The 20,322-nt window shown below is 71.2% G+C and carries 17 protein-coding genes and 1 tRNA gene; 7 read left to right on the top strand and 11 right to left on the bottom strand.

The genetic code is table 11. The features are described 5' to 3' along the window. The first annotated feature begins 133 nt into the window (after positions 1-133). Positions 134-919 (top strand): enoyl-CoA hydratase, encoded by a 786-nt coding sequence (locus tag HJG45_RS00890; protein ID WP_171610196.1) that lies wholly within the window; start codon positions 134-136, stop codon positions 917-919. A gap of 228 nt (positions 920-1,147) precedes the next feature. On the opposite strand, the gene HJG45_RS00885 is transcribed toward HJG45_RS00890, so the two are convergent. Then, complete coding sequence (locus HJG45_RS00885) at positions 1,148-2,260, bottom strand: acyltransferase (protein ID WP_171610195.1); 1,113 nt, start codon at positions 2,258-2,260, stop codon at positions 1,148-1,150. A 150-nt stretch (positions 2,261-2,410) separates the two neighbouring features. Here HJG45_RS00885 and HJG45_RS00880 point away from each other — a divergent pair, with 150 nt between their 5' ends. Beyond that, positions 2,411-2,995, top strand: a complete 585-nt coding sequence (locus HJG45_RS00880; RefSeq protein WP_171610194.1) for a nucleoside 2-deoxyribosyltransferase — start codon at positions 2,411-2,413, stop codon at positions 2,993-2,995. 56 nt (positions 2,996-3,051) lie between these two features. Continuing rightward, complete coding sequence (locus HJG45_RS00875) at positions 3,052-4,029, top strand: tripartite tricarboxylate transporter substrate binding protein (RefSeq protein ID WP_171610193.1); 978 nt, start codon at positions 3,052-3,054, stop codon at positions 4,027-4,029. Between the two features lie 178 nt (positions 4,030-4,207). Here the strand turns inward: HJG45_RS00875 and HJG45_RS00870 are convergent. Next, a tRNA-Lys gene (locus HJG45_RS00870) sits at positions 4,208-4,283 on the bottom strand. Positions 4,284-4,448: 165 nt separating this feature from the next. Between HJG45_RS00870 and HJG45_RS00865 the strand changes: the two genes are divergently transcribed. Next, a complete protein-coding gene (locus tag HJG45_RS00865) occupies positions 4,449-6,131 on the top strand; it encodes a M3 family oligoendopeptidase (protein WP_171610192.1) in 1,683 nt (560 codons plus the stop codon). Positions 6,132-6,599: 468 nt separating this feature from the next. Here HJG45_RS00865 and HJG45_RS00860 read toward each other — a convergent pair whose 3' ends face one another. Continuing rightward, entirely contained in the window at positions 6,600-7,490 is an 891-nt protein-coding gene (locus HJG45_RS00860; RefSeq protein ID WP_171610191.1) for a LysR family transcriptional regulator, read from the bottom strand. 7 nt (positions 7,491-7,497) lie between these two features. Further along, a complete protein-coding gene (gene trxB / locus HJG45_RS00855) occupies positions 7,498-8,475 on the bottom strand; it encodes a thioredoxin-disulfide reductase (RefSeq protein ID WP_254452210.1) in 978 nt (325 codons plus the stop codon). A gap of 138 nt (positions 8,476-8,613) precedes the next feature. Here trxB and HJG45_RS00850 point away from each other — a divergent pair, with 138 nt between their 5' ends. Further along, positions 8,614-9,096, top strand: coding sequence for an Lrp/AsnC family transcriptional regulator (locus HJG45_RS00850; protein ID WP_171610189.1), 483 nt, complete (start codon positions 8,614-8,616; stop codon positions 9,094-9,096). Between the two features lie 128 nt (positions 9,097-9,224). Here the strand turns inward: HJG45_RS00850 and HJG45_RS00845 are convergent, their stop codons facing one another. The 7 genes from HJG45_RS00845 to carA form a co-directional block, all read right to left on the bottom strand. Continuing rightward, the gene (locus HJG45_RS00845; RefSeq protein WP_171610643.1) at positions 9,225-10,442 is read right to left on the bottom strand and encodes a threonine ammonia-lyase; all 1,218 of its coding nucleotides are present in this window, start codon (positions 10,440-10,442) and stop codon (positions 9,225-9,227) included. A gap of 233 nt (positions 10,443-10,675) precedes the next feature. Further along, positions 10,676-11,149 carry a transcription elongation factor GreA gene (greA, locus tag HJG45_RS00840; RefSeq protein WP_171610188.1) on the bottom strand — a complete coding sequence of 158 codons (474 nt, stop codon included), beginning with the start codon at positions 11,147-11,149 and terminating at the stop codon, positions 10,676-10,678. A 229-nt stretch (positions 11,150-11,378) separates the two neighbouring features. Beyond that, positions 11,379-14,624 carry a carbamoyl-phosphate synthase large subunit gene (gene carB, locus HJG45_RS00835; protein WP_171610187.1) on the bottom strand — a complete coding sequence of 1,082 codons (3,246 nt, stop codon included), beginning with the start codon at positions 14,622-14,624 and terminating at the stop codon, positions 11,379-11,381. 54 nt (positions 14,625-14,678) lie between these two features. Further along, entirely contained in the window at positions 14,679-14,954 is a 276-nt protein-coding gene (locus HJG45_RS00830; RefSeq protein ID WP_171610186.1) for a hypothetical protein, read from the bottom strand. Next, positions 14,951-15,586: a LysE family transporter gene (locus HJG45_RS00825; protein WP_171610185.1), complete on the bottom strand. Its 636-nt coding sequence runs from the start codon at positions 15,584-15,586 to the stop codon at positions 14,951-14,953. Before HJG45_RS00825 ends, HJG45_RS00830 begins: the two co-directional genes overlap by 4 nt. Before the next feature lie 3 nt (positions 15,587-15,589). Further along, a complete protein-coding gene (locus tag HJG45_RS00820) occupies positions 15,590-16,348 on the bottom strand; it encodes an SDR family NAD(P)-dependent oxidoreductase (RefSeq protein WP_171610184.1) in 759 nt (252 codons plus the stop codon). A gap of 3 nt (positions 16,349-16,351) precedes the next feature. Continuing rightward, positions 16,352-17,770, bottom strand: coding sequence for a glutamine-hydrolyzing carbamoyl-phosphate synthase small subunit (gene carA / locus HJG45_RS00815; RefSeq protein WP_174890343.1), 1,419 nt, complete (start codon positions 17,768-17,770; stop codon positions 16,352-16,354). Positions 17,771-17,909: 139 nt separating this feature from the next. Between carA and HJG45_RS00810 the strand changes: the two genes are divergently transcribed. Together HJG45_RS00810 and dnaG are read left to right on the top strand one after the other, a co-directional pair. After that, the gene (locus HJG45_RS00810) at positions 17,910-18,374 is read left to right on the top strand and encodes a GatB/YqeY domain-containing protein (protein WP_171610183.1); all 465 of its coding nucleotides are present in this window, start codon (positions 17,910-17,912) and stop codon (positions 18,372-18,374) included. Between the two features lie 39 nt (positions 18,375-18,413). Next, positions 18,414-20,318, top strand: coding sequence for a DNA primase (gene dnaG / locus HJG45_RS00805; protein ID WP_171610182.1), 1,905 nt, complete (start codon positions 18,414-18,416; stop codon positions 20,316-20,318). Positions 20,319-20,322 lie beyond the last annotated feature (4 nt).

Raw genomic sequence — 20,322 nt, 5'->3', positions numbered from 1 at the left:
CGCAGCAGACTCGCGCGACCATGGCCTCGGCGTCCATTCACGCCGGCGCCGATGGGCGGAACGTGATGATATCGGATCGAAAATGGGTGCCGGCGCGCCTCGGCAACCATTGATCGGGAGGAGGGAAGGAATCATGCCAGGAGAGATTCGCGTCGAGATCCGCGAGGCGCCGGCGACCGGCCGCGTCGCCGTCGTGAGCATCGCGCATGAGGCCAAGCTCAACACGCTGAACCCAGCGCTGATGCGCGACTTCATCGCCGCGATGGAGCGGCTCTCGGCGGATGCGACGCTGCATGCCGCGGTGCTGACCGGAGCCGGCGGGAAGGCCTTCGTCGGCGGGGCGGATATCACCGTCATGGCCGACCTCGCCGATGGCGAGGCGGCGCAGGCCTTCATCACCCTGGTGCATGGCTGCTGCCGTGCGGTGCGCGACTGCCCGGTGCCGGTGATCGGTCGCCTCAATGGCTGGACGCTGGGGGCCGGGCTGGAACTGGCGGCCGCCTGCGACATGCGCATTGCCGCCGAGCATGCCCAGTTCGGAATGCCCGAGGTGCGGGTCGGCATCCCCTCGGTGGTCGAGGCGGCGCTGCTGCCGGGGCTGATCGGCTGGGGCCGCACCCGCCGCCTGCTGCTGCTCGCTGAGACGATCGGCGCCGCGGAGGCGCTATCCTGGGGGCTGGTCGAGGCGGTGGTGCCGGCGGCGGAGCTGGATGCGGCGGTGCTGGACTGGCTCGGCCATCTCGGCGCCGCCGGGCGGCAGGCGCTGCGGCTGCAGAAGCGGCTGATCCGGCAATGGGAGGACCTGCCGATGCGGGATGCGGTCGCGGCCGGCATCCCCGCCTTCGCTGCTGCCTGGGAGACGGATGAGCCGCGGCGCATGCTCGGCGCCTTCCGGCAGCGGCGCGCGTCATCTACCTGATATCATACCGAGGACACGAGGGTTTCACCTTCGTGCCCCCTCAAGTGCCGGGCGCCGTTCGAAGCAGTGCCCCGACCCGCGCGGCTTGGCTTCGCCGCATCACGGCGCGACCGGCAGCGCCCATCGGGCGCTCGGCACCGCGGGCCGCAAGTCGGAATGCCGTGCGTCCAGTATCAGCCGCCCTTGCAGGCAACCCATGCCGCTGGCATCGCGCGGATGGCCGAAGGGTCAGCCGGCCCGGCCGCGATCGATGCCGGCGGGCGCCAGGCTGGGCGCAACCGGCCGCCCGGCGGCGCGCCGGGCAATCAACCAGCGGCCAATGGCCATGCCCGGCCGCTCCACCAGCCGGTAGCCGAGGGCGGCGAGGACCAGCAGTGGCGGCAGGGTGATGGCGAGGCTCGCCAGATAGGCCGCGCCGCCCTGGCCCAGCGCCTCGGTGATCCGGGCATAGGCCGGGCGCAGGGCCAGGATCAGCAGGAAGTGAAAGAGGTAGAGGCTGTAGCTCCGTTCGCCCAGCCAGAGCGCGGCGCGGCAGCGCAGCAGCCGCGAGGGCCGCAGCGCCTGCCAGAGGCAGAGCGCGGCGAAGACGATGCCGAAGAGCAGCAGGTCCGGATTCCCCGGCCTGGCCAGGGGCGCGGCAAGCGGCGAGAGGAGACCGGCGCCGAGACCGAGGGTGAGAGCGGCGGCGAGGCCGGCGGTCCGGCCCGCCCAGGCCCCGCCGCGGACGCGTTCGAAGATGCGGAAGGCGAGCAGCGACAGCACGAAGGCGAAGAGGTTGGCGAGGAGCGCGGTCTGCGGATAGTCGCTGCCGGGCATGCGCGCTTCCAGCCAGAGGCGCGCGCCCCAGGACAGCAGCGTGGCCAGCGCCGCCGCCGCCGCCATCCCGCCGATGCTGCGGATGCGCAGCAGCAGGGGCAGGATCAGGTAGAAGGGCATCTCCACCCCGACGGTCCAGCCGGCGGGCACCAGGCCGCCGGCCCAGCCGGGGACGAAGTTGAAGAGGAAGGCGAATTCGGCGGCAGCGCGCAGCAGGCCGGGCCAGGCGCCGATGCCCAGGATCAGCATCGCCATCAGCCAGTAGAGCGGCGCAATGCGGAAGACCCGCTTGATGAGATAGGGGCCGGGCTCGCTGGCCGCCCGCGGATTGGCCCAGGCGAGCGAGAAGGCCGAGAGCGCGAAGAAGAGGTGCACGCCCAGCCCGAAATGGCTGGCGATCCAGGGCAGCGCCGCCGGGACGGCGAGATGCGGGATCGCGTGCAGATGGAACAGCAGGATCATCATCGCCGCCATGGCGCGCAGGCCGTGCAGCCCCGGCAGCAATTCCCGTCCGTCCCGTGCCATGCCGTCCCCTCTCCGGGCACCGCCTATAGAAGCAGGGGCCGGGCGGTGGAAGGACGGGACCGGGCGGCGGGCGCCGCCATGGCGATGCCGTGATGATCGCGGGGCCTCGCCGCGATATCGCCGGCCCGGCTTCGCAGGCAGCATGCGGCGATGCGAATCTACCTGGCAGGGCCGGAGGTCTTCCTGGCCGATGTCGAAGCCCTGGCGGCCGCCAAGCGCGCCCTGTGCGCCGAGCATGGCCTGACCGGGGTCTTCCCCCTCGACCCGCCGCCCAGGACGCTCGATGGGGCGCCCGATGCGGACTGGCCCGATTGGCTGCGCATCTCCCAGGCGAACGAGGCGCATATCCGCTCCTGCGACGCGCTGATCGCCAACCTGACGCCCTTCCGCGGCCCCTCCGCCGATGTCGGCACGGTCTATGAGCTCGGCTTCATGCGCGCCCTCGGCCGGCCGGTCTTCGGCTACACCCAGGTGGCGCGGCGCTTCGGCGCCCGGACGCTGGCCCATCTCGGCCCGGCGGCGCGGCGGCGCGCCGACGGCGCCTGGGAGGATGCCGAGGGCATGGCGGTGGAGGAGTTCGACCGCCACGACAACCTGATGTTGGAGGGCGGGATCGTCGCGTCCGGCGGCTGCCTCGTGGTCGAGGAGGTCGAGCCCGGGCGGCGCTGGCACGACCTCGCGGGCTTCGCCCGCTGCGTGGCGGCGGCGGCCCGGCTGCTCGGCGCCCGCGGCTGACCTTCCGGCGCCCGGCATTTCGCGGCATGACGAGGGGAATAACCGGAGGATCCGTCATGCGCCTATCGCGTCGCGCGGCGCTCGCCGCGCTCGGCCTGCCCGCCATCGCCCGAATGGGGGGCGCCCGGGCGGAGGCCGCCTGGCCCGACCATCCGATCCGGGTCGTCGTCGCCTGGCCGCCGGGCGGCAGCACCGATGTGGCGGCGCGCCTCGTCACCGCGCCGATGCAGCCGGCGCTCGGCCAGCCGATCGTCATCGAGAACCGGGGCGGCGCCACCGGGGCGGTCGGTTCCGGCGTCGTCGCCCAGGCGGCGCCGGATGGCTACACTTGGCTGATCGACGCCTCGGGCCAGGCGGTGAACCAGTTCCTGATGAGCGGCCTCGGCTTCGACTATGCGACGGCCTTCGCACCGGTGACGCAGCTCACCGTCCTGCCGGCGCTGCTCCTGGTGCGGAGCGCGGCGCCCTATCGCAGCCTCGGGGCGCTGCTCGACCACCTCAAGGCCAATCCCGGCCAGGAGAGCTATGGCAGCAGCGGCATCGGCACGGGCTCGCACCTCGCCTCGGCGCTGCTGCTGAAGCGGGCGGGGCTGACGGCGACGCATGTGCCCTATCGCGGCGGCGCGCAGCAGATCCAGTCGGTGCTGACCGGCGAGACGCTCTTCACCTTCTCGACCATCCCGACGCCGGCGCCGCTGATCCGCGACGGCCAGCTGCGGGTGCTGGCCCTCTCGACGGCGCGGCGGACGCCGGCCTTCCCCGAGGCGGTGCCAGTCGCCGAACAGGGCTTCCCGGGCTTCGCGATCGGCGATTGGCACGGGCTGCTGGCGCCGACGGGAACGCCCGCCGCCATGATCGCCAGGATGGCCGATGCGGCCGTGGCGGCGCTGCGGCAAGAAGAGGTGCAGCAGCGCCTGACCTTGCTCGGCGCCGAGCCGGCCGGGCAGGGGCCCGAGGCCTTCGGCGCCTTCCTGGCGGCGGAGCGCAAGCGCCTCGGCGCCTTCATCCGGGAGGAGGGCATCCGGGCCGATTGAGCGGCGCGGCGCGAAGAAAAAGGGTGCCCGACGGAATCGGGCACCCTAGGGGATCAGTGATCGCAGGGACCGGGTGTGGCGTCCCGATCCGCTCACAGAACGTCGCTGCGCGACGCGAGTTCGAGCGGGAGCGGCATAGTGCTGCGAGGAGGCCAGGGCCAGGATCGGGCGGGGCAGGTGGTGGGCGCACAAGGACTCGAACCTTGGACCCGCTGATTAAGAGTCAGCTGCTCTACCAACTGAGCTATGCGCCCGCGGGCGGTGGCCGAGGCCGCCGTCCGGGAGGGGGGTTTTAGCGTTCGCCGCCGCTTTGTCCACCCCCCAATTGCCGGTCTGCCGCGACGATCGCGCATCGCCTCGGCAAGCCTGGCGGCGCCGTGCTACGCCGCCGCCGAAGACATGGAGGCAGTGACGCCGGCATGACCGCGATCCCGAATTTCTCCGAATTGTCCTTCCCGCAGCCGACGCGCGAAAGCCTGGCCGCAGCCTATGCCGACATCGCCGCGCGCCTCGATGCCGGCGAGCTGGGCGCGGCGCTGGCCGAGTGGGACCGGCATCGCCGCGACCTCGAAAGCTGGTCCTCCCTCACGCATTTGCGTTTCTCCCAGGACACGACGAGCGAGGCGGCGAAGTCGGCGCGTGAATATGCCGACGCCCTGGCGCCGGTGGCGGCGGAACACGAGACCGCCCTGAAGCGGCGCCTGCTCGCCTGGCCGGACCGCGCCGCCCTCGCCGCGGCGGCGGGGGACTTCGCTCTCCGCTTGTGGGAGATGGACGTCACCACCTTCGAACCGGCGATCGCCGCCGATCTCGAGGAGGAATCGCGCCTGGGCGCGCGCTACACCGAGCTGCTGGCCGGCGCGAAGCTCGAGATCGACGGCAAGGTGGTGAATCTCTCCGGCCTCGCGCCCTATGCCGAGGATCCCGACCGCGCCACGCGGCATCGCGCCGAGGCGCTGCGCTGGGATTTTTTCGCGGCGCATGGCGAAGCGCTCGACGGCATCTATGACGAGCTCGTCCGGCTGCGCCACGGCATGGCGCGCAAGCTCGGCTACGAGACCTACACGCCGCTCGGCTATCGCCGCATGCGCCGCACCGATTACGACGCCGCCGATGTCGCGCGCTACCGCGACGAGGTGGCCAGGCATGTCGTCCCGCTGGTCGCCCGGTTGCTGGAGCGGCGGCGGCAGGCGCAGGGCTGGGACCGGCTGCGCTTCTGGGACGAGGCGCTGGTCGATCCGCGCGGCAATCCCGGGCCGGTCGGCGACCATGACGTTCTCTGCGCCAGGGCGCAGACCATGTTCGACCGCATGGATCCGCGGCTCGGCGACTTCTGGCGGCTGATGGAGCAAGGCGGCTTCACCGATCTGCGCAACCGCCCGGGCAAGGCCGGAGGCGGCTTCTGCACCAGCTTCCCGAGCGTCGGCGTGCCCTTCATCTTCGCCAATTTCAACGGCACGCATCACGATATCGGCGTCTTCACGCATGAGATGGGGCATGCCTTCCAGAATTGGGAAAGCCGCGCCCTGCCGGGGCTCGACTATCTCTGGCCGACCATGGAGGCGGCCGAGATCCATTCCATGTCGCTGGAATTCCTGACGCATCCGCAGATCGGCCTGCTGGTCGGGGAGGCGGATGCCGAGCGGTTCCGCCGCATGCACCTCGAAGTCTCGCTCGCCTTCCTGCCCTATGGCGTCTGCGTCGATCACTTCCAGCACGAGGTCTATGCCCGGCCGGAGGCGACGCCGGCGGAGCGGCATGCGATCTGGCAGCGGCTGGAGCGGCACTACATGCCCTGGACCGATTACGGCGACCTCGCCTATCCCGCCAAGGGTGGGCGTTGGCAGGCCAAGCCGCATATCTACCGCTCGCCCTTCTACTACATCGACTACACCCTGGCGCTGTGCTGCGCCCTGCAGTTCTGGGCGCGCTCGCGCCGCGATCCGCAGGCGGCGCTCGCCGACTACATCGCGCTCTGCGGCCGCGGCGGCTCGGCGCCCTTCACCGAGCTGGTCGCCTCGGCGGAGCTCAGCTCGCCCTTCGTGCCCGGCGCGCTGCGCAGCGTGGTCGAGGAGGCGGAGGCGCTGCTCGGCGCGGTATAAACGGTTGCCGCAGGCTCGCGGCGAAGGCGCTCGGCCCGGGCGAGGCGCGGCGTGCAGGTGTCATACTCGGCGGCCGAGCAGTCCACCTGGTTGCAGCTCAGGCACATGTTCATCTCGTCCGGCACGGGCGCGACGATGTGCCGCTGGATGAAGCTACGGAGTCGTGGCAAGCGCATCGCCAAGCCCTCTGCGTGACAGGCCGAGGGTGGGACGCGCCGCGCTGCCGGGCCTTGCGATACCGCAAGGCCCGCCTCAACTCGACGCGAGCGACGCAAAAAAGAAGGGCGCCAGCCCGTGAAGGCGGCGCCCGAAGTCAACAGGGAGGCTTCACGTCTGGGAGACGAAGGGGTTCGGGGCAGGCCCCGAGTTACCCTGACCGGCCTCATCGACCGGACAAGAAGGAGCCTACGCCTCTCGTTGCCATGCAGGTCTGGTCAATGCGGCCAGCACCTATGCGAAAACAACATATCAACCATTCGTAGATAGTTCAGAGATCAGGAAATCGCGGAAGACGGAGACGCGCTTCGAATGCCGCATCTCCTCCGGATAGACGAAATAGGCATCCAGCCGCGGCGTCTTGAGCTCCGGCAGCACCTGCAGCAGCCCGTCGAGCTCGGCGCCCATGTAGTCCGGCAGCGCGGCGAGGCCGAGGCCGCTCTGCACCGCCCGCAGCATGCCGGTCAGGCTGTTCACCTCGACCGCCGCCCGGCGGGGCGCGCCGGGGCGGCGCCCGGCCTCGCTCAGCCAGTTCACCTCGTCGATCGGCGGCCGGTGGTCGCCCCAGACGATCAGCCGATGCGCGTCGAGATCCTCGGCCCGCTGCGGCATGCCAGCCTGCTTCAGGTAGGAGGGGGCGCCGCAGACCCGCCAGCCGAAGCTCGCCAGATGGCGCTGGATCAGGTCCGGCTGGCGCGGCGGGTGCATGCGGATGGCGACATCCGCCTCGCGCATGGCGAGGTCGAGGTCGCTGTCATCCATCAGCAGGGTGACGCTGACCTCCGGGTAGAGCTGCAGGAAACGCGCCAGCCGTGGCGCCAGCCAGGTGCTGCCGAAGCCGGTGGTGCTGGTGACCTTGAGCCGCCCCGCCGGTCGCTCGCGGCTCTCGGTCAGCAGCGCCTCGGTCATCGCCAGCTTGGCGAAGACCTCGCGCACCGTGCGGTTCAGCGTCTCGCCCGGCTCGGTGAGGATCAGGCCGCGGGCATGGCGGTGGAAGAGCGGCACCTGCAGCGCCTCCTCCAGCGCCTGGATCTGGCGGGAGACGGCGGACTGGCTGAGGTTCAGCGTCTCGCCGGCATGGGTGAAGGAGCCGGCTTCCGCGACCGCGTGGAAGACGCGCAGCTTGTCCCAGTCGAGCGGCATCGGCGTGTCAGGTCCAGGCTTCCAGGGCGGGCGCCGATTCGGGCAGGTGCGCCAGCCATTTCTCCGCCTCGAGCGCCGCCATGCAGCCGGTGCCGGCGGCGGTGACGGCCTGGCGGTAGATGCGGTCCTGCACGTCGCCGGCGGCGAAGACGCCCGGCAGGCTGGTGCGGGTGCTGTCGGGCTCGGTCACGATATAGCCCTCGGCATCCATCCCGATCTGGCCGCGGAAGAGCGCCGTCGCCGGATCATGGCCGATGGCGACGAAGACGCCGTCGAAGCCGCGCTCCGTGACCTCGCCGGTCTTCACGTTGCGGGTCCTGAGGGCGCGCAGCGCCGGGAAGCGCCCCTCGCTCGCCAGCATCGCCTCGACCACCGTGTCCCAGACCACCGTGATGTTCGGCTTGGCATGCACGCGCTCCTGCAGGATGCGCTCGCCGCGGAAGGCATCGCGCCGGTGGATGAGGGTAACGGACTTCGCCAGGTTCGACAGGTAGAGCGCCTCCTCCATCGCCGTGTTGCCGCCGCCGATGACGGCGACCTCCCTGCCGCGGAAGAAGAAGCCGTCGCAGGTGGCGCAGGCGGAGACGCCGAAGCCACCGAGCTCCTTCTCGCCCGGCACGCCGAGCCAGCGGGCCTGGGCGCCGGTGGCGATGACCAGGCTCTGCGCCAGATAGGCGTCGCCCGAATCGCCCTCGGCGCGGATCGGCCGCTCGCCGAGGGTGACGCGGGTGATCACGTCCTGCACGATCTCCGCCCCGCAATGCTCGGCCTGGGCCTTGAACTGCTCCATCAGCCAGGGGCCCTGGATCGGCTCGGCGAAGCCCGGGTAATTCTCGACATCGGTGGTGATGGTGAGCTGCCCGCCGGGCTGCATGCCGGCGACGAGGATCGGCTTCAACCCGGCGCGGGCGGCATAGATCGCGGCGGTGTAGCCGGCCGGTCCGGCACCGAGGATGAGGAGACGCGTGCGATAGGTCTTGGGCAAGGTGCGATTCCCGACGGTCGGCGCGAAACGACCATAATTTGGCATCGGCGGGGCGGCCACAAGCGCAAGCCTTGCGGCAGAAGCAATGAGCAATGATATTGCGCCCGAAGCCAGTTCACGGCAACGAATCATGAAAGCATGAGTAGTGCGGCTCCAGATCCTTCCCTCGACGATGTCGATCGCCAGATCCTGGCCGAGCTGCAGGCCGATGGCCGGATGACCAATGTGGAACTCGCCCGCCGGGTCGGGCTTTCCGCCCCGCCCTGCCTGCGCCGGGTGCGGCGGCTGGAGGAGGAGCGGATCATCCGCGGCTACCATGCCGATCTCGATCCCGTGGCGCTCGGCTACGAGATCACCTTCTTCGCCCTGGTCGGGCTGGAGAGCCAGAAGGAGGCGGTGCTCACCGCCTTCGAGTCGCGCATGCGCCACTGGCCCGAGGTGCGCGAGTGCCACATGATCCGTGGCGGCGGCGATTTCCTGCTGCGCCTCGTCGCGCGCGACACCGCGCATGAGAATGCGCTGACGGCGCGGCTGACGGGGGCGGAGGAGGTGGCGCGGGTGCAGACCCTGCAGACCATTCGCACCTCGAAGGACGAGGCCGGGGTGCCGATCGCCGGCTGAGCGCTGACGATCGGCCTCATATCAACGGACCGGTCCCCTGACCGGTCCGAGGCCCCGGTTGGGGCCCGCGCCATATGTCGCGCAGCCAAGCGAGTCGGAGGTTTGCGCCCGGCGACTGCGGGCGAAGATCAGCCCGGCGCCGGCGCGCTGCAGCCCCGGCGGACCACGTAGCAGCCGGCCTCGAGCGCTGCCACGATGGCGTTGCCCTGCGCCGTGTCGCGCACCTCGACCATCAGCTCCAGCTCGGCGCTCTGCACGCTGGGCGCGGCGAAGAGCCGCTGGTGGCTCACCTCGATCACGTTGCCGCCGGCGGCGGCGACCCGGGCGGCGATGTCGGCCAGCACGCCCGGCCGGTCCGGGATGTCGAGATGCAGCCGCAGGATCCGGCCGTCGCGCAGCAGGTTGCGCAGCAGGACATTGGCCAGGATACGGGCATCGATATTGCCGCCGCAGACCGTGGTGCCCACCGCCTTGCCGGCGAAGCGCCCGGGATGGGCGAGGATGGCGGCGAGGCCGGCGGCGCCGGCGCCCTCGGCCACCACCTTGGCGCCCTCAGCGAGCAGGGCGATCGCCTGCTCCACCGCGCGCTCGGGCACCACCAGCACCTCGACGCCGAGCTCGCGCAGCAGGGCGAGCGGCAGCTCGCCGACATCGCGGACGGCGATGCCCTCGGCGATGGTCGGGCCGCCCACCGCGACCGGGCTGCCGGCCAGGCGTTGCGCCATGGCCGGATAGCCCGCCACCTCGACGCCATAAACCGGCAGGCCGGGCCGCAGCTCGCGCGCCGCGGCGGCGCAGCCGGCCAGCAGCCCGCCGCCGCCGACCGGGAAGACCACGGCATTGAGCGCCGGGGCGTCCTCCAGCATCTCGAGCACCATGGTGCCCTGGCCGGCGATCACGCCCGGATCGTCATAGGGGTGGATGAAGGTGAGGCCGTCGCGCAGCGCCAGCTCATGCGCATGCGCCGCCGCCTCGGCCAGCGTCTCGCCATGCAGCACGACCCGGGCGCCCCAGCCCTCGGTGCGGACCACCTTCGTGGCGGGGGTGAAGCGCGGCATGACGATGGTCGCCGCGATCCCGGCCAGGGAAGCATGGCGGGCGACCGCCTGGGCATGGTTCCCGGCCGACATGGCGATGACGCCGGCCGCTCGCTCGCGCGGCGTGAGCAGGGCGATCCGGTTGGCGGCGCCGCGCTCCTTGAAGGCGCCGGTGGCCTGGAGGTTGTCGAGCTTCAGGAAGACCTGCGCGCCGGTCGCCCGGGAGACCGCATGCGAGGGCAGGGTCGGGGTGCGCAGGATGGCGCCCGCGATGCGCGCGGCGGCAGCCCGTATGTCGGCGAGGGTGATGGGGGCGGCGGGCGAGGGGAGGGGCAGCGGCGGGGCACCGCCATCCAGGGCCAGGGCGCGCAGGGGCAAGGTCGGGGTCTTTCGCGGCAGGTCTCTCGCTGGGCCGCCGGCGGCGGGCGCCGTCCTATAAGCCTATCGATAGCGACGGGCGATGCATGTCGCTGCGAGGTCGGAACACATTCCGGGCAGGCACCGAGCGGCCGGCGCGGCCAGTCGGGCCGGCCGCGGCGCCCTCAGCGGAAGGCGACGGCCGTGATCTCGTAGGCGCGGGCGCCGCCCGGGGCGGGCACCTCGACGCTGTCGCCGATCTTCTTGCCGATCAGCGCCTTGGCGAGCGGCGAGGAGATGGAGATCGACCCCACCTTCATGTCCGCCTCGTGCTGGCCGACGATGCGGTAGGTCTTCTCCTCCTCCGTCTCCTCGTCGACGACGGTGACGCGGGCGCCGAATTTCACCTGGTCGCCGGAGAGCTTGGAGATGTCGATCACCTCCGCGGCCGGAATGATGGATTCCAGCTCGGCAATGCGGCCCTCGATGAAGGACTGCTTCTCGCGCGCCGCGTGGTACTCGGCATTCTCGGAGAGGTCGCCATGCGCCCGCGCCTCGGCAATGGCGCGGATGACCGCCGGGCGCTCCTCGCCCTTCAGCTGCTTCAGTTCCTCCTCAAGCTTCGCCAGACCTTCCGCGGTCATGGGGAACTTCTGCACGGCAAGCCCTTCCTTACGAGCAATGACGGGCGAGGGTCATGGCATTCGCCCGCGGTCACGCACTTCATCCTCCGCCGCGCCGCCCCTGCCGCAAGACAATGGCCGTGTGGCGGGCGACGACGGAAAACCGAGCGAATCAGCGGGAAGTTCCGCGCGTCCCGCTCAGGGTTGCCGAAGCGGCGCGCCGCAATTGACAACCGCCGGGCTGCGCCTCGATCGCGCCGTCCGCTCAAAACGAACGGTTAAAATAGGACTGTAGCGGCGCCACATCAAGGGTTCCGGCGCGCAGCGCCGCGATGGCATGCACCGCCGCCCGGGCGCCGGCCGCCGTCGTGTAGTGTGGCACGCCCTGGGTGAGGGCGGAGCGGCGGATGTCGAAGCTGTCGGCGATGGACTGGCCGCCGCCGGTCGTGTTGATGACGAGTTGGATATCGCCGGACTTGATGGCGTCCACGCAATGCGGACGGCCTTCCAGCACCTTGTTCACCGTCTCGCAGGCCAGCCCCGCCTCGCGGATGCGGGCGGCGGTGCCGCGCGTGGCGACGATGCCGAAGCCCATGTCGATCAGCCGCCGGGCCAGCACCACGGCGGCCGGCTTGTCGCCCTCCTTCACCGAGATGAAGGCGGTGCCGGTGAGCGGCAGCTTCACCCCGGCGCCGAGCTGCGACTTGGCGAAGGCCCGCTCGAAGGAGGTGTCGAGCCCCATCACCTCGCCGGTCGATTTCATTTCCGGCCCGAGGATGACGTCGACATTGGGGAAGCGGTTGAAGGGGAACACCGCCTCCTTCACCGCGACATGGCGGTAGATGGCCTCGCCATCGAGACCGAATTCGGCGAGCTTCGCCCCGGCCATCACCTGGGCGCCGATCTTGGCCACCGGCACGCCCGTCGCCTTGGCGACGAAGGGCGCGGTGCGCGAGGCGCGGGGATTGACCTCGAGCACGTAGATCTCGCCGTCCTTCACCGCGTACTGCACGTTCATCAGCCCGACGACCTTCAGCGCCCGCGCCATCGCCTCGGTCTCGGCGCGCAGCTCGGTTACCACCGCGGGCGGCAGGGAATAGGGCGGCAGGGAGCAGGCGCTGTCACCGGAATGGATGCCGGCTTCCTCGATATGCTCCATGACGCCGGCGACGTAGACCGTGCCGCCGGCATCGGCGATGCAATCCACATCCACCTCGATCGCGTCCTGCAGGTACTGGTCGATCAGGATCGGGTTCTCGCCCGAGACCTTCACCGCCTCCTGGCCGAAGCGCAGCAGCTGCTCCCGGTTGTAGGCGATCTCCATGGCGCGGCCGCCGAGCACGTAGGAGGGGCGGACCACCACGGGATAGCCGATGCGCTCGGCCTCCCGCACCGCTTCCTCAAGGTCGCGCACCGTGCCGTTCCGCGGCTGCTTCAGGCCGAGGCCCTTCAGCAGCTGCTGGAAGCGCTCGCGGTCCTCGGCGATGTCGATCGCCTCGGCGCTGGTGCCGAGGATGGGGATGCCGGCCTTGTGCAGCGCCTGGCTGAGCTTCAGCGGCGTCTGGCCGCCATACTGCACGATGCAGCCGAGCAGCGTGCCCTTCTCCTGCTCGCGCCGGATCAGGGCGGTGACGTCCTCGCCGGTCAGCGGCTCGAAATACAGGCGGTCGGAGGTGTCGTAATCGGTCGAGACCGTCTCGGGGTTGCAGTTGACCATGATGGTCTCGAAGCCCGCATCCTTCAGCGCGTAGCAGGCATGGACGCAGCAATAGTCGAACTCGATGCCCTGGCCGATGCGGTTGGGCCCGCCGCCGAGGATGACGATCTTCTGCCGCTCGGTCGGACGGGATTCGCAGACCGGCGTGCCGAAGCCGCCCTCATAGGTCGAGTACATGTAGGGCGTCTCGGAGACGAATTCCGCGGCGCAGGTGTCGATGCGCTTGTAGACCGGGGTGACGCCGAGGGCGAGGCGGGCAGCCTCCACTGCGGCCTCGGCCTGGCCGGTGAGCTGGGCGAGGCGGCGGTCGGAGAAGCCGAACGCCTTCAGGCGGCGCAGCGCGGCGGCCGTCCGCGGCAGCCCGCCGGCGGCGACCTCGCGCTCCGCCGCGACGATCTTCTCGATCTCGCGCAGGAACCAGGGATCGAACTTGCTGGCCTCGTGCACTTCCTCGAGCGACACTCCTGCGCGCATCGCCTGCGCCGCCATCAGCACCCGGTCCGGCTTCGGCGTGGCCAATGCCGCGTGGAAGGCCTGGGCGGAGCCGTCGCCGGGCGCCGCCACCTCGTCGAGGCCGGAGAGGCCGGTCTCCAGGCTGCGCAACCCCTTCTGCAGGGCTTCCGCGAAGCTGCGGCCGATCGCCATCGCCTCGCCGACCGATTTCATGCTGGTGGTCAGCACCGGCGGGGTGCCAGGGAATTTTTCGAAGGTGAAGCGGGGAATCTTCACCACCACATAGTCGATGGTCGGCTCGAAGCTCGCCGGGGTGACGCGGGTGATGTCGTTCGCCAGCTCGTCCAGCGTGTAGCCGACCGCGAGCTTGGCCGCGACCTTGGCGATCGGGAAGCCGGTCGCCTTGGAGGCGAGCGCCGAGCTGCGCGAGACGCGCGGGTTCATCTCGATGATCACCATGCGCCCATCGGCCGGGTTGATGCCGAACTGGACGTTGGAGCCGCCGGTATCGACGCCGATCTCCCGCAGGCAGGCGATGGAGGCGTCGCGCATGCGCTGGTATTCCCGGTCGGTCAGCGTCAGCGCCGGGGCGATGGTGACGGAATCGCCGGTATGGACGCCCATGGCGTCGAGATTCTCGATCGAGCAGATGATGATGCAGTTGTCCGCGCTGTCGCGGACCACCTCCATCTCGTACTCCTTCCAGCCCAGCACGCTCTCCTCGATCAGCACCTCGCTGGTCATCGAGGCGGAGAGGCCGGCGGAGACGATCTGCTCGAACTCCTCGCGGTTGTAGGCGATGCCGCCGCCCGTGCCGCCGAGGGTGAAGGAGGGGCGGATGACGCAGGGCAGCTTCACCAGATCGAGCCCGGCCCGCGCCTCCTCCATGCTGTGAGCGATCGCCGAGCGCGGGCTCTCGATGCCGATCTTGGTCATGGCGTCGCGGAATTTCAGCCGGTCCTCGGCCTTGTCGATGACCTCCGCGCGGGCGCCGATCAGCTCGCAGCCATACTTCTCCAGCACCCCCGCCTCGGCGAGCTTCAGCGCCGTGTTCAGCGCCGTCTGCCCGCCCATGGTCGGCAGCAGCGCGTCGGGCCGCTCCTTGGCGATGATCTTCTCGACCATCTCGACCGTGATCGGCTCGATATAGGTGGCGTCCGCCAGGCCCGGATCGGTCATGATCGTGGCCGGGTTGGAGTTCACCAGGATCACCCGGTAGCCCTCGGCGCGCAGTGCCTTGCAGGCCTGGGCGCCGGAATAGTCGAACTCGCAGGCCTGGCCGATGACGATCGGGCCGGCGCCGATGATGAGGATGGAGGAGATGTCGGTGCGCTTCGGCATGGGGGCGTTCCGGTCGTCGGGGCGATCAGGGTGTGGCTGGCGGCGGGCGGCGCGTCATGGCCGCTGGCCCTCCCGCTGGCCCTCCCGCCGGGCCGCGAGCAGCAGCGGCGGCAGCAGCAGGGCGTGGCAGAGCAGGATGAGGATCACGGCCGAGAGCGGCTCGCCCGGCGTCGCATAGGCGGCGCCCATCGTGTTGACGGCGAGGCTGAGGCCGAAGGCGCGCCAGGCCGCCTGTCGCGGCGGGCCGAGCCGCTTCATCAGCATCGCCAGCACGGCAAGCGATAGGCCGGTCCAGGACAGGGCGAGCAGCGCGATGAAGACGAGCGTCACGGCGCCCGCTCCGTCGTCGCCAGCTTCACCGCCAGCAGGCCGAGCGCGCCGCCGAGCAACCAGCGCTGCGCCGCCATCCAGCGCGGATGCGCGCCGAGCAGGCGGGCGGTGCCGGCCGCGCCGAGGACGAGCAGCGCATCGAAGAGCGTGCAGACGGCGATCTGCACGCTGCCGAGCACCGCGCCCTGCAGCAGCACATGGCCGCGCGCCGTGTCGATGAAGGGCGGCAGCACCGCCATGTAGAACAGCGCCACCTTCGGGTTGAGCGCCGCTGTCGCGGCGCCGATGCCGAACAGCCGCGCCGCCGGCTCGCGCGGCAGGGGGCAGGGCGCGAAGAGCGGCTGGCCGCCCGGCCGCAGGCTCTGCCAGGCGAGCCAGAGCAGATAGGCCGCGCCGCCGAGGCGCAGCACGTCCCAGGCATAGGGGATGGCGAGCAGCGCCGCGGTGATGCCGGCCGCGGCGCAGAGCATGATGACGAGCGAGCCCGCCTGGCAGCCGAGCAGCGAGACCATGCCCGCCCCGGTCCCCTGCGCGAGCGAGCGGGAGACGAGATAGAGCATGTTCGGCCCCGGCGTCAGCGCGAGGCCGAGCGACAGGGCGGCGAAGACCAGCAGGGCCTCGGGGCTCGGCACGGCTCAGCCGTTGACCGAGAAGCCGCCATCCACCGGGATGGCGGTGCCGGTGATGAAGCCGGCCGCGTCGCTGGCGAGGAAGGCGGCGATGCCCTCGAAATCCTTCGGGTCGCCCCAGCGGCCGCGCGGCGTGCGGGCGAGGACGTTGTCGTTCAGCGTCGGCATGTCTGACCGCGCCTTGCGGGTGAGGTCGGTGTCGATCCAGCCCGGCAGCAGGCAGTTCACCGTGATGCCGTCCGGCCCCCAGGCCACCGCCATGGAGCGGGTCATCTGCACCACGCCGCCCTTGCTCGCGCCGTAGGCGGCATGGAAGGGCAGGCCGAAGATCGAGAGCATGGAGCCGTTGTTGATGACGCGCCCATGGCCTCCCGCCTTCAGGTGCGGATGCGCCGCCCGGCTCGCCAGCATGGCGCTGGTCAGGTTGGTGGCGATCACCTTGTGCCAGTCGGCGAGCTCATAGACCTCCGGCCGGTTGCGGATGTTGATGCCGGCATTGTTCACCAGGATGTCGAGCCGGCCGAAGCGCTCGACGCAGCGGGCCACCATGGCGTTCACGCTCGCCTCCTCGGTGACGTCGGCGACCACCGCATCGGCCTCGGCGCCGAGCGCGCGGAGCGCCGCCACGGCCTCGGCATTCTTCGCCTCGTTCCGCCCGGCCACCATCACCGCCGCGCCGGCCTTGGCCAGGCCGCGGGCGAGGCCGAGGCCGATGCCGCCATTGCCGCCGGTGACGAGTCCGACGCGACCCTTCAGCTCGAACATGCCTTATCCTCCCTTGTGCTTCTCGATCATGTCGACGAAGCGGTGGAACAGGTAGTGGCTGTCGCTCGGCCCGGGCGAGGCCTCGGGATGGTACTGCACCGAGAAGGCCGGCCGGTCGGTCGCGGCGAGGCCCTCGTTCGAGCCGTCGAAGAGCGAAACATGCGTCACCCGCACGCTCGAGGGCAGGCTCTTCGGGTCGATGGCGAAGCCGTGATTCTGGCTGGTGATCTCGACCTTGCCGGTGGTGAGGTCCTTCACCGGCTGGTTGGCGCCGCGATGGCCGCGCTCGAGCTTGTAGGTCCGGCCGCCGAGGGCGAGGCCGAGGAGCTGATGGCCGAGGCAGATGCCGAAGACCGGCACCTTGCGCTCCAGCACGCCGCGGATCGCCGGCACGGCGTAGTCGCCGGTCGCCGCCGGGTCGCCGGGGCCGTTGGAGAGGAAGACGCCGTCCGGCCCGTGGCGCAGGATCTCCTCCGCCGTCGCGGTCGCCGGCACCACCGTTACCTCGAGACCGGCGGAGGCGAGGCAGCGAAGGATGTTGCGCTTGGCGCCGTAATCCACCGCGACCACCTTGTGCCGCGGTGCCGTCTGCCGGCCAAAGCCGGCGGGCCAGGCCCATTCCGTCTCGTCCCAGTGATAGGGCTGGCGGCAGGAGACCTCCTTCGCCAGGTCCATGCCCTCGAGCCCGGGCCAGGCGGCGGCCTGGGCGCGCAGCGCCGGGATGTCGAAGCGGCCATCGGCCGGATGGCAGAGCACGCCGTTCGGTGCGCCGCCGTCGCGGATGCGGATGGTCAGCGCCCGCGTGTCGAGGCCGGCGATGCCGGGCACGTCGTGGCTCTTGAGCCAGAGATCGAGGTGGCGGGTGGAGCGGTAATTCGCCGGCTCTGTCACGTCCTGCTTGACGACGAGGCCGCGGGCGACCGGCGTCGCTGCCTCCAGGTCTTCGGCATTCGTGCCGACATTGCCGATATGCGGGAAGGTGAAGGTGATGATCTGGCCGGCATAGGAGGGGTCGGTCAGGGTCTCCTGATAGCCGGTCATGCCGGTGTTGAAGCAGACCTCGGCGACCGGCGGCTGGCCGGGCCGGGTATGGGCGCCGAAGCCGCGGCCCCAGAAGACGCTGCCGTCGCCGAGGACGAGGCAGGCCGTCGCGCCTTCTGGAATGGCGTCGGGGGCGGTCTCGGTCTGGGGCATGGGGGTCTCCGCACGGGAAGCAGGGCCGGCTTCCGGGACGCCAGGGGGCGGCGCGCCAGGAAGCTCGGACAGGGACAGGCCGGTGGCGGCCAGGATGGCCGGCCAGTGGCGGGGCGGGATAGCTCGGGCTTGGCGCCATTTGCGCACCGCCTCGGTTCCGATGCCGCAACGCTGCGCGGCGGCGTCCGGGCCGCCGAGGAGAGCGATGATATCTTCGACCGTCCGCATGATGCAGGTATGTGGGAAAGTATTTCCCAGATCAATGGCGCCGACGGAAATTGGGAAAACGATTCCCGTAGGCGAGCCTCCCGAGCCACTGCCCGGCATGCTACAGCCGGGCGATCACCCCCATTCCGTGAGGATCGCCATGGCCGAGGACCTTCGCAGCCGTTTCACCGCGGCGCTCAAATCCGCCATGCTGGCCAAGGATGCGGCGCGGACCTCGACGCTGCGCATGATCCTCGCCAGGCTCAAGGATACCGACATCGCCGCCCGGCCCCTGGGCGTCGACCAGGTGCCGGAGGAGCAGATCGTCGCCATGCTGCGAGGCATGGCCAAGTCTCGCCGGGAGAGCGTCGAGCTCTACCGCCAGGGCGGCCGCGAGGAGCTCGCCGCCAAGGAGGAGGCGGAGATCGCCGTCATCGAGAGCTTCCTGCCGCAGCAGATGGACGAGGCCGCGACCCGCGCCGCCATCGAGGCCGCCATCTCCGAGACCGGCGCGACCGGCGTGAAGGAGATGGGCAAGGTGATGGCGGTGTTGCGCGCGAAGCACGCCGCCAGCATGGATCTCGGCAAGGCCGGCCCGCTGGTGAAGGCGGCGCTCGGCGGCTGATGCGCCGGGCTCGCGCCGCCGCTACACTGTTCCGCAGCGATGGCCCTCCCGCCCGCCTTCCTCGATGAGCTGCGCGCCCGGACCCCGTTGCACGGGCTGATCGGCCGCAAGGCGCGGCTGGTCCGCAACGGCCGGCAGTGGAAGGGCTGCTGCCCCTTCCACAATGAGAAATCGCCCTCCTTCTACGTCTATGACGACCATTTCCACTGCTTCGGCTGCGGCGCGCATGGGGATGCCATCACCTTTCTGATGCGCGCCGAGGGGGCGAGCTTCCCCGAGGCGGTGGAGCGGCTCGCCGCCGAGGCGGGGATGCAGGTGCCGAAGCCGACGCCCCAGGCGGCGGCGCGGGAGCGGCGGGCGCGCGACCTGCACGAGGTGCTGGCCGCCGCCGCCGCCGCCTATCAGCGCCGCCTCGCCCAGCCGGACGGGCGGGCGGCGCGCGACTACCTGCTCCGCCGCGGCCTCACCGAGGCGACCATCGCCCGCTTCGGCCTCGGCTGGTCGGGCGAGGGGCGGGGGGCGCTGGCCGCCGAGCTGAAGCCCGAGGGGATCGAGCCGGCGCAGCTCGTCGCCGCCGGGCTGATGAAGCCGTGCGACCCGGAGCGGCCCGAGGCCGGCCTGGTCGACATGTTCTTCGGCCGGGTGATGTTCCCGATCCGTGACCGGCGCGGCCGCATTATTTCCTTTGGCGGGCGTATCCTCGGCGACGGCCAGCCGAAATACGTCAATGGACCGGAAACCGAGCTCTTCCAGAAACGCCGGGGCCTCTACGGGCTGGACTTGGCGCGGGAGGCGGCCTTCCGCGGCGCGACCGTGCTGGTGGTGGAGGGCTATATGGATGTCATCGCCCTGCACCAGGCAGGCTTCGGCGGCGCCGTGGCGCCGCTGGGGACCGCCCTGACGGCGGAGCAGCTCGGCCTGCTCTGGCAGCTCACGCCCGAGCCGGTGCTCTGCTTCGACGGCGATGCCGCCGGCGCCCGCGCCGCCGCCCGGGCGGCCGAGGTGGCGCTGCCGTTGCTCGCCCCGGATCGCAGCCTGAAGCTGGCGACCCTCAGCGGCGGCGAGGATCCCGACACGCTGCTGCGGAAGGAGGGGCCGCGGGCCTTCGAGGCGGTGCTCGAGGCCGCGAAGCCGCTCTCGGTCGCGCTCTACGACCTGCTCTCCGGCGGCCGGCCGCGCGCGACGCCCGAGCAGCGCGCCGCGTTGCGGGGGCAGCTCGAGGCGGCGGCCCGGCTGATCCCGGACCGGGTGCTGTCGGGCGAGTATCGCCGCGTCCTGCTCGACCGCTTCTTCGAGGAGCAACGCCGCCCGGTCTCGGGCGGCGCGCGCCGGTCCCCGGCGGACCGCCGCGGCAATGCGATGGCGCCGCCGCCCGGGCTGCAGCGCCGGCCGATCGATCCGGCCGGCATCCGGCTGGAGCGGGCCCGCAACCTGCTCGCCATCCTGCTGCGCCATCCCGCCCTGCTGCCGGAGGTCGAGGAATCCCTCATGGCGCTCGACCTGCCGGCGGGTCCCTGCGAGGCCTTGCGCCAGGCCATGCTGGGCTGGCTGCAGGAGGCGGAACTCCTTGACTCGGAAGCCCTGGCAGGCCACCTCGCCCAGAACGACATGGAGGATGCCCACGCCTGGGCCATTCGGGCCTCCGGGCTCTGCGCCGCGGCGCACCCCACGGCCCAGCCGAAAGAGGCGCTGGACGGCTGGTGGCATTTCTTCGGCCTGCTGCGAGGCGAGGCGGAACTGATCGAGGACCGGACCGAGGCGCAACGGCTCCTGGTGGAGCGCAACGATCCGGCTGCGCAGCAGCGCCTGATCCGGCTGTCGGAAGCGCTCGCCGCCCTGCGGGGGGGCGAGAGCGACGCGGCGGCCGAGGATTCGTCCCTGGGTGGGGCGCCGGCGGGCGTCCCGATGGGCTCCGAGGCAGCACGGGACGACACCATAGGGTAGAGGG

It is taken from the genome of Roseicella sp. DB1501 (genome assembly GCF_013112485.1).
GTDB lineage: Bacteria > Pseudomonadota > Alphaproteobacteria > Acetobacterales > Acetobacteraceae > Paracraurococcus.
This window is presented reverse-complemented; position numbering and strand designations above follow the sequence as displayed.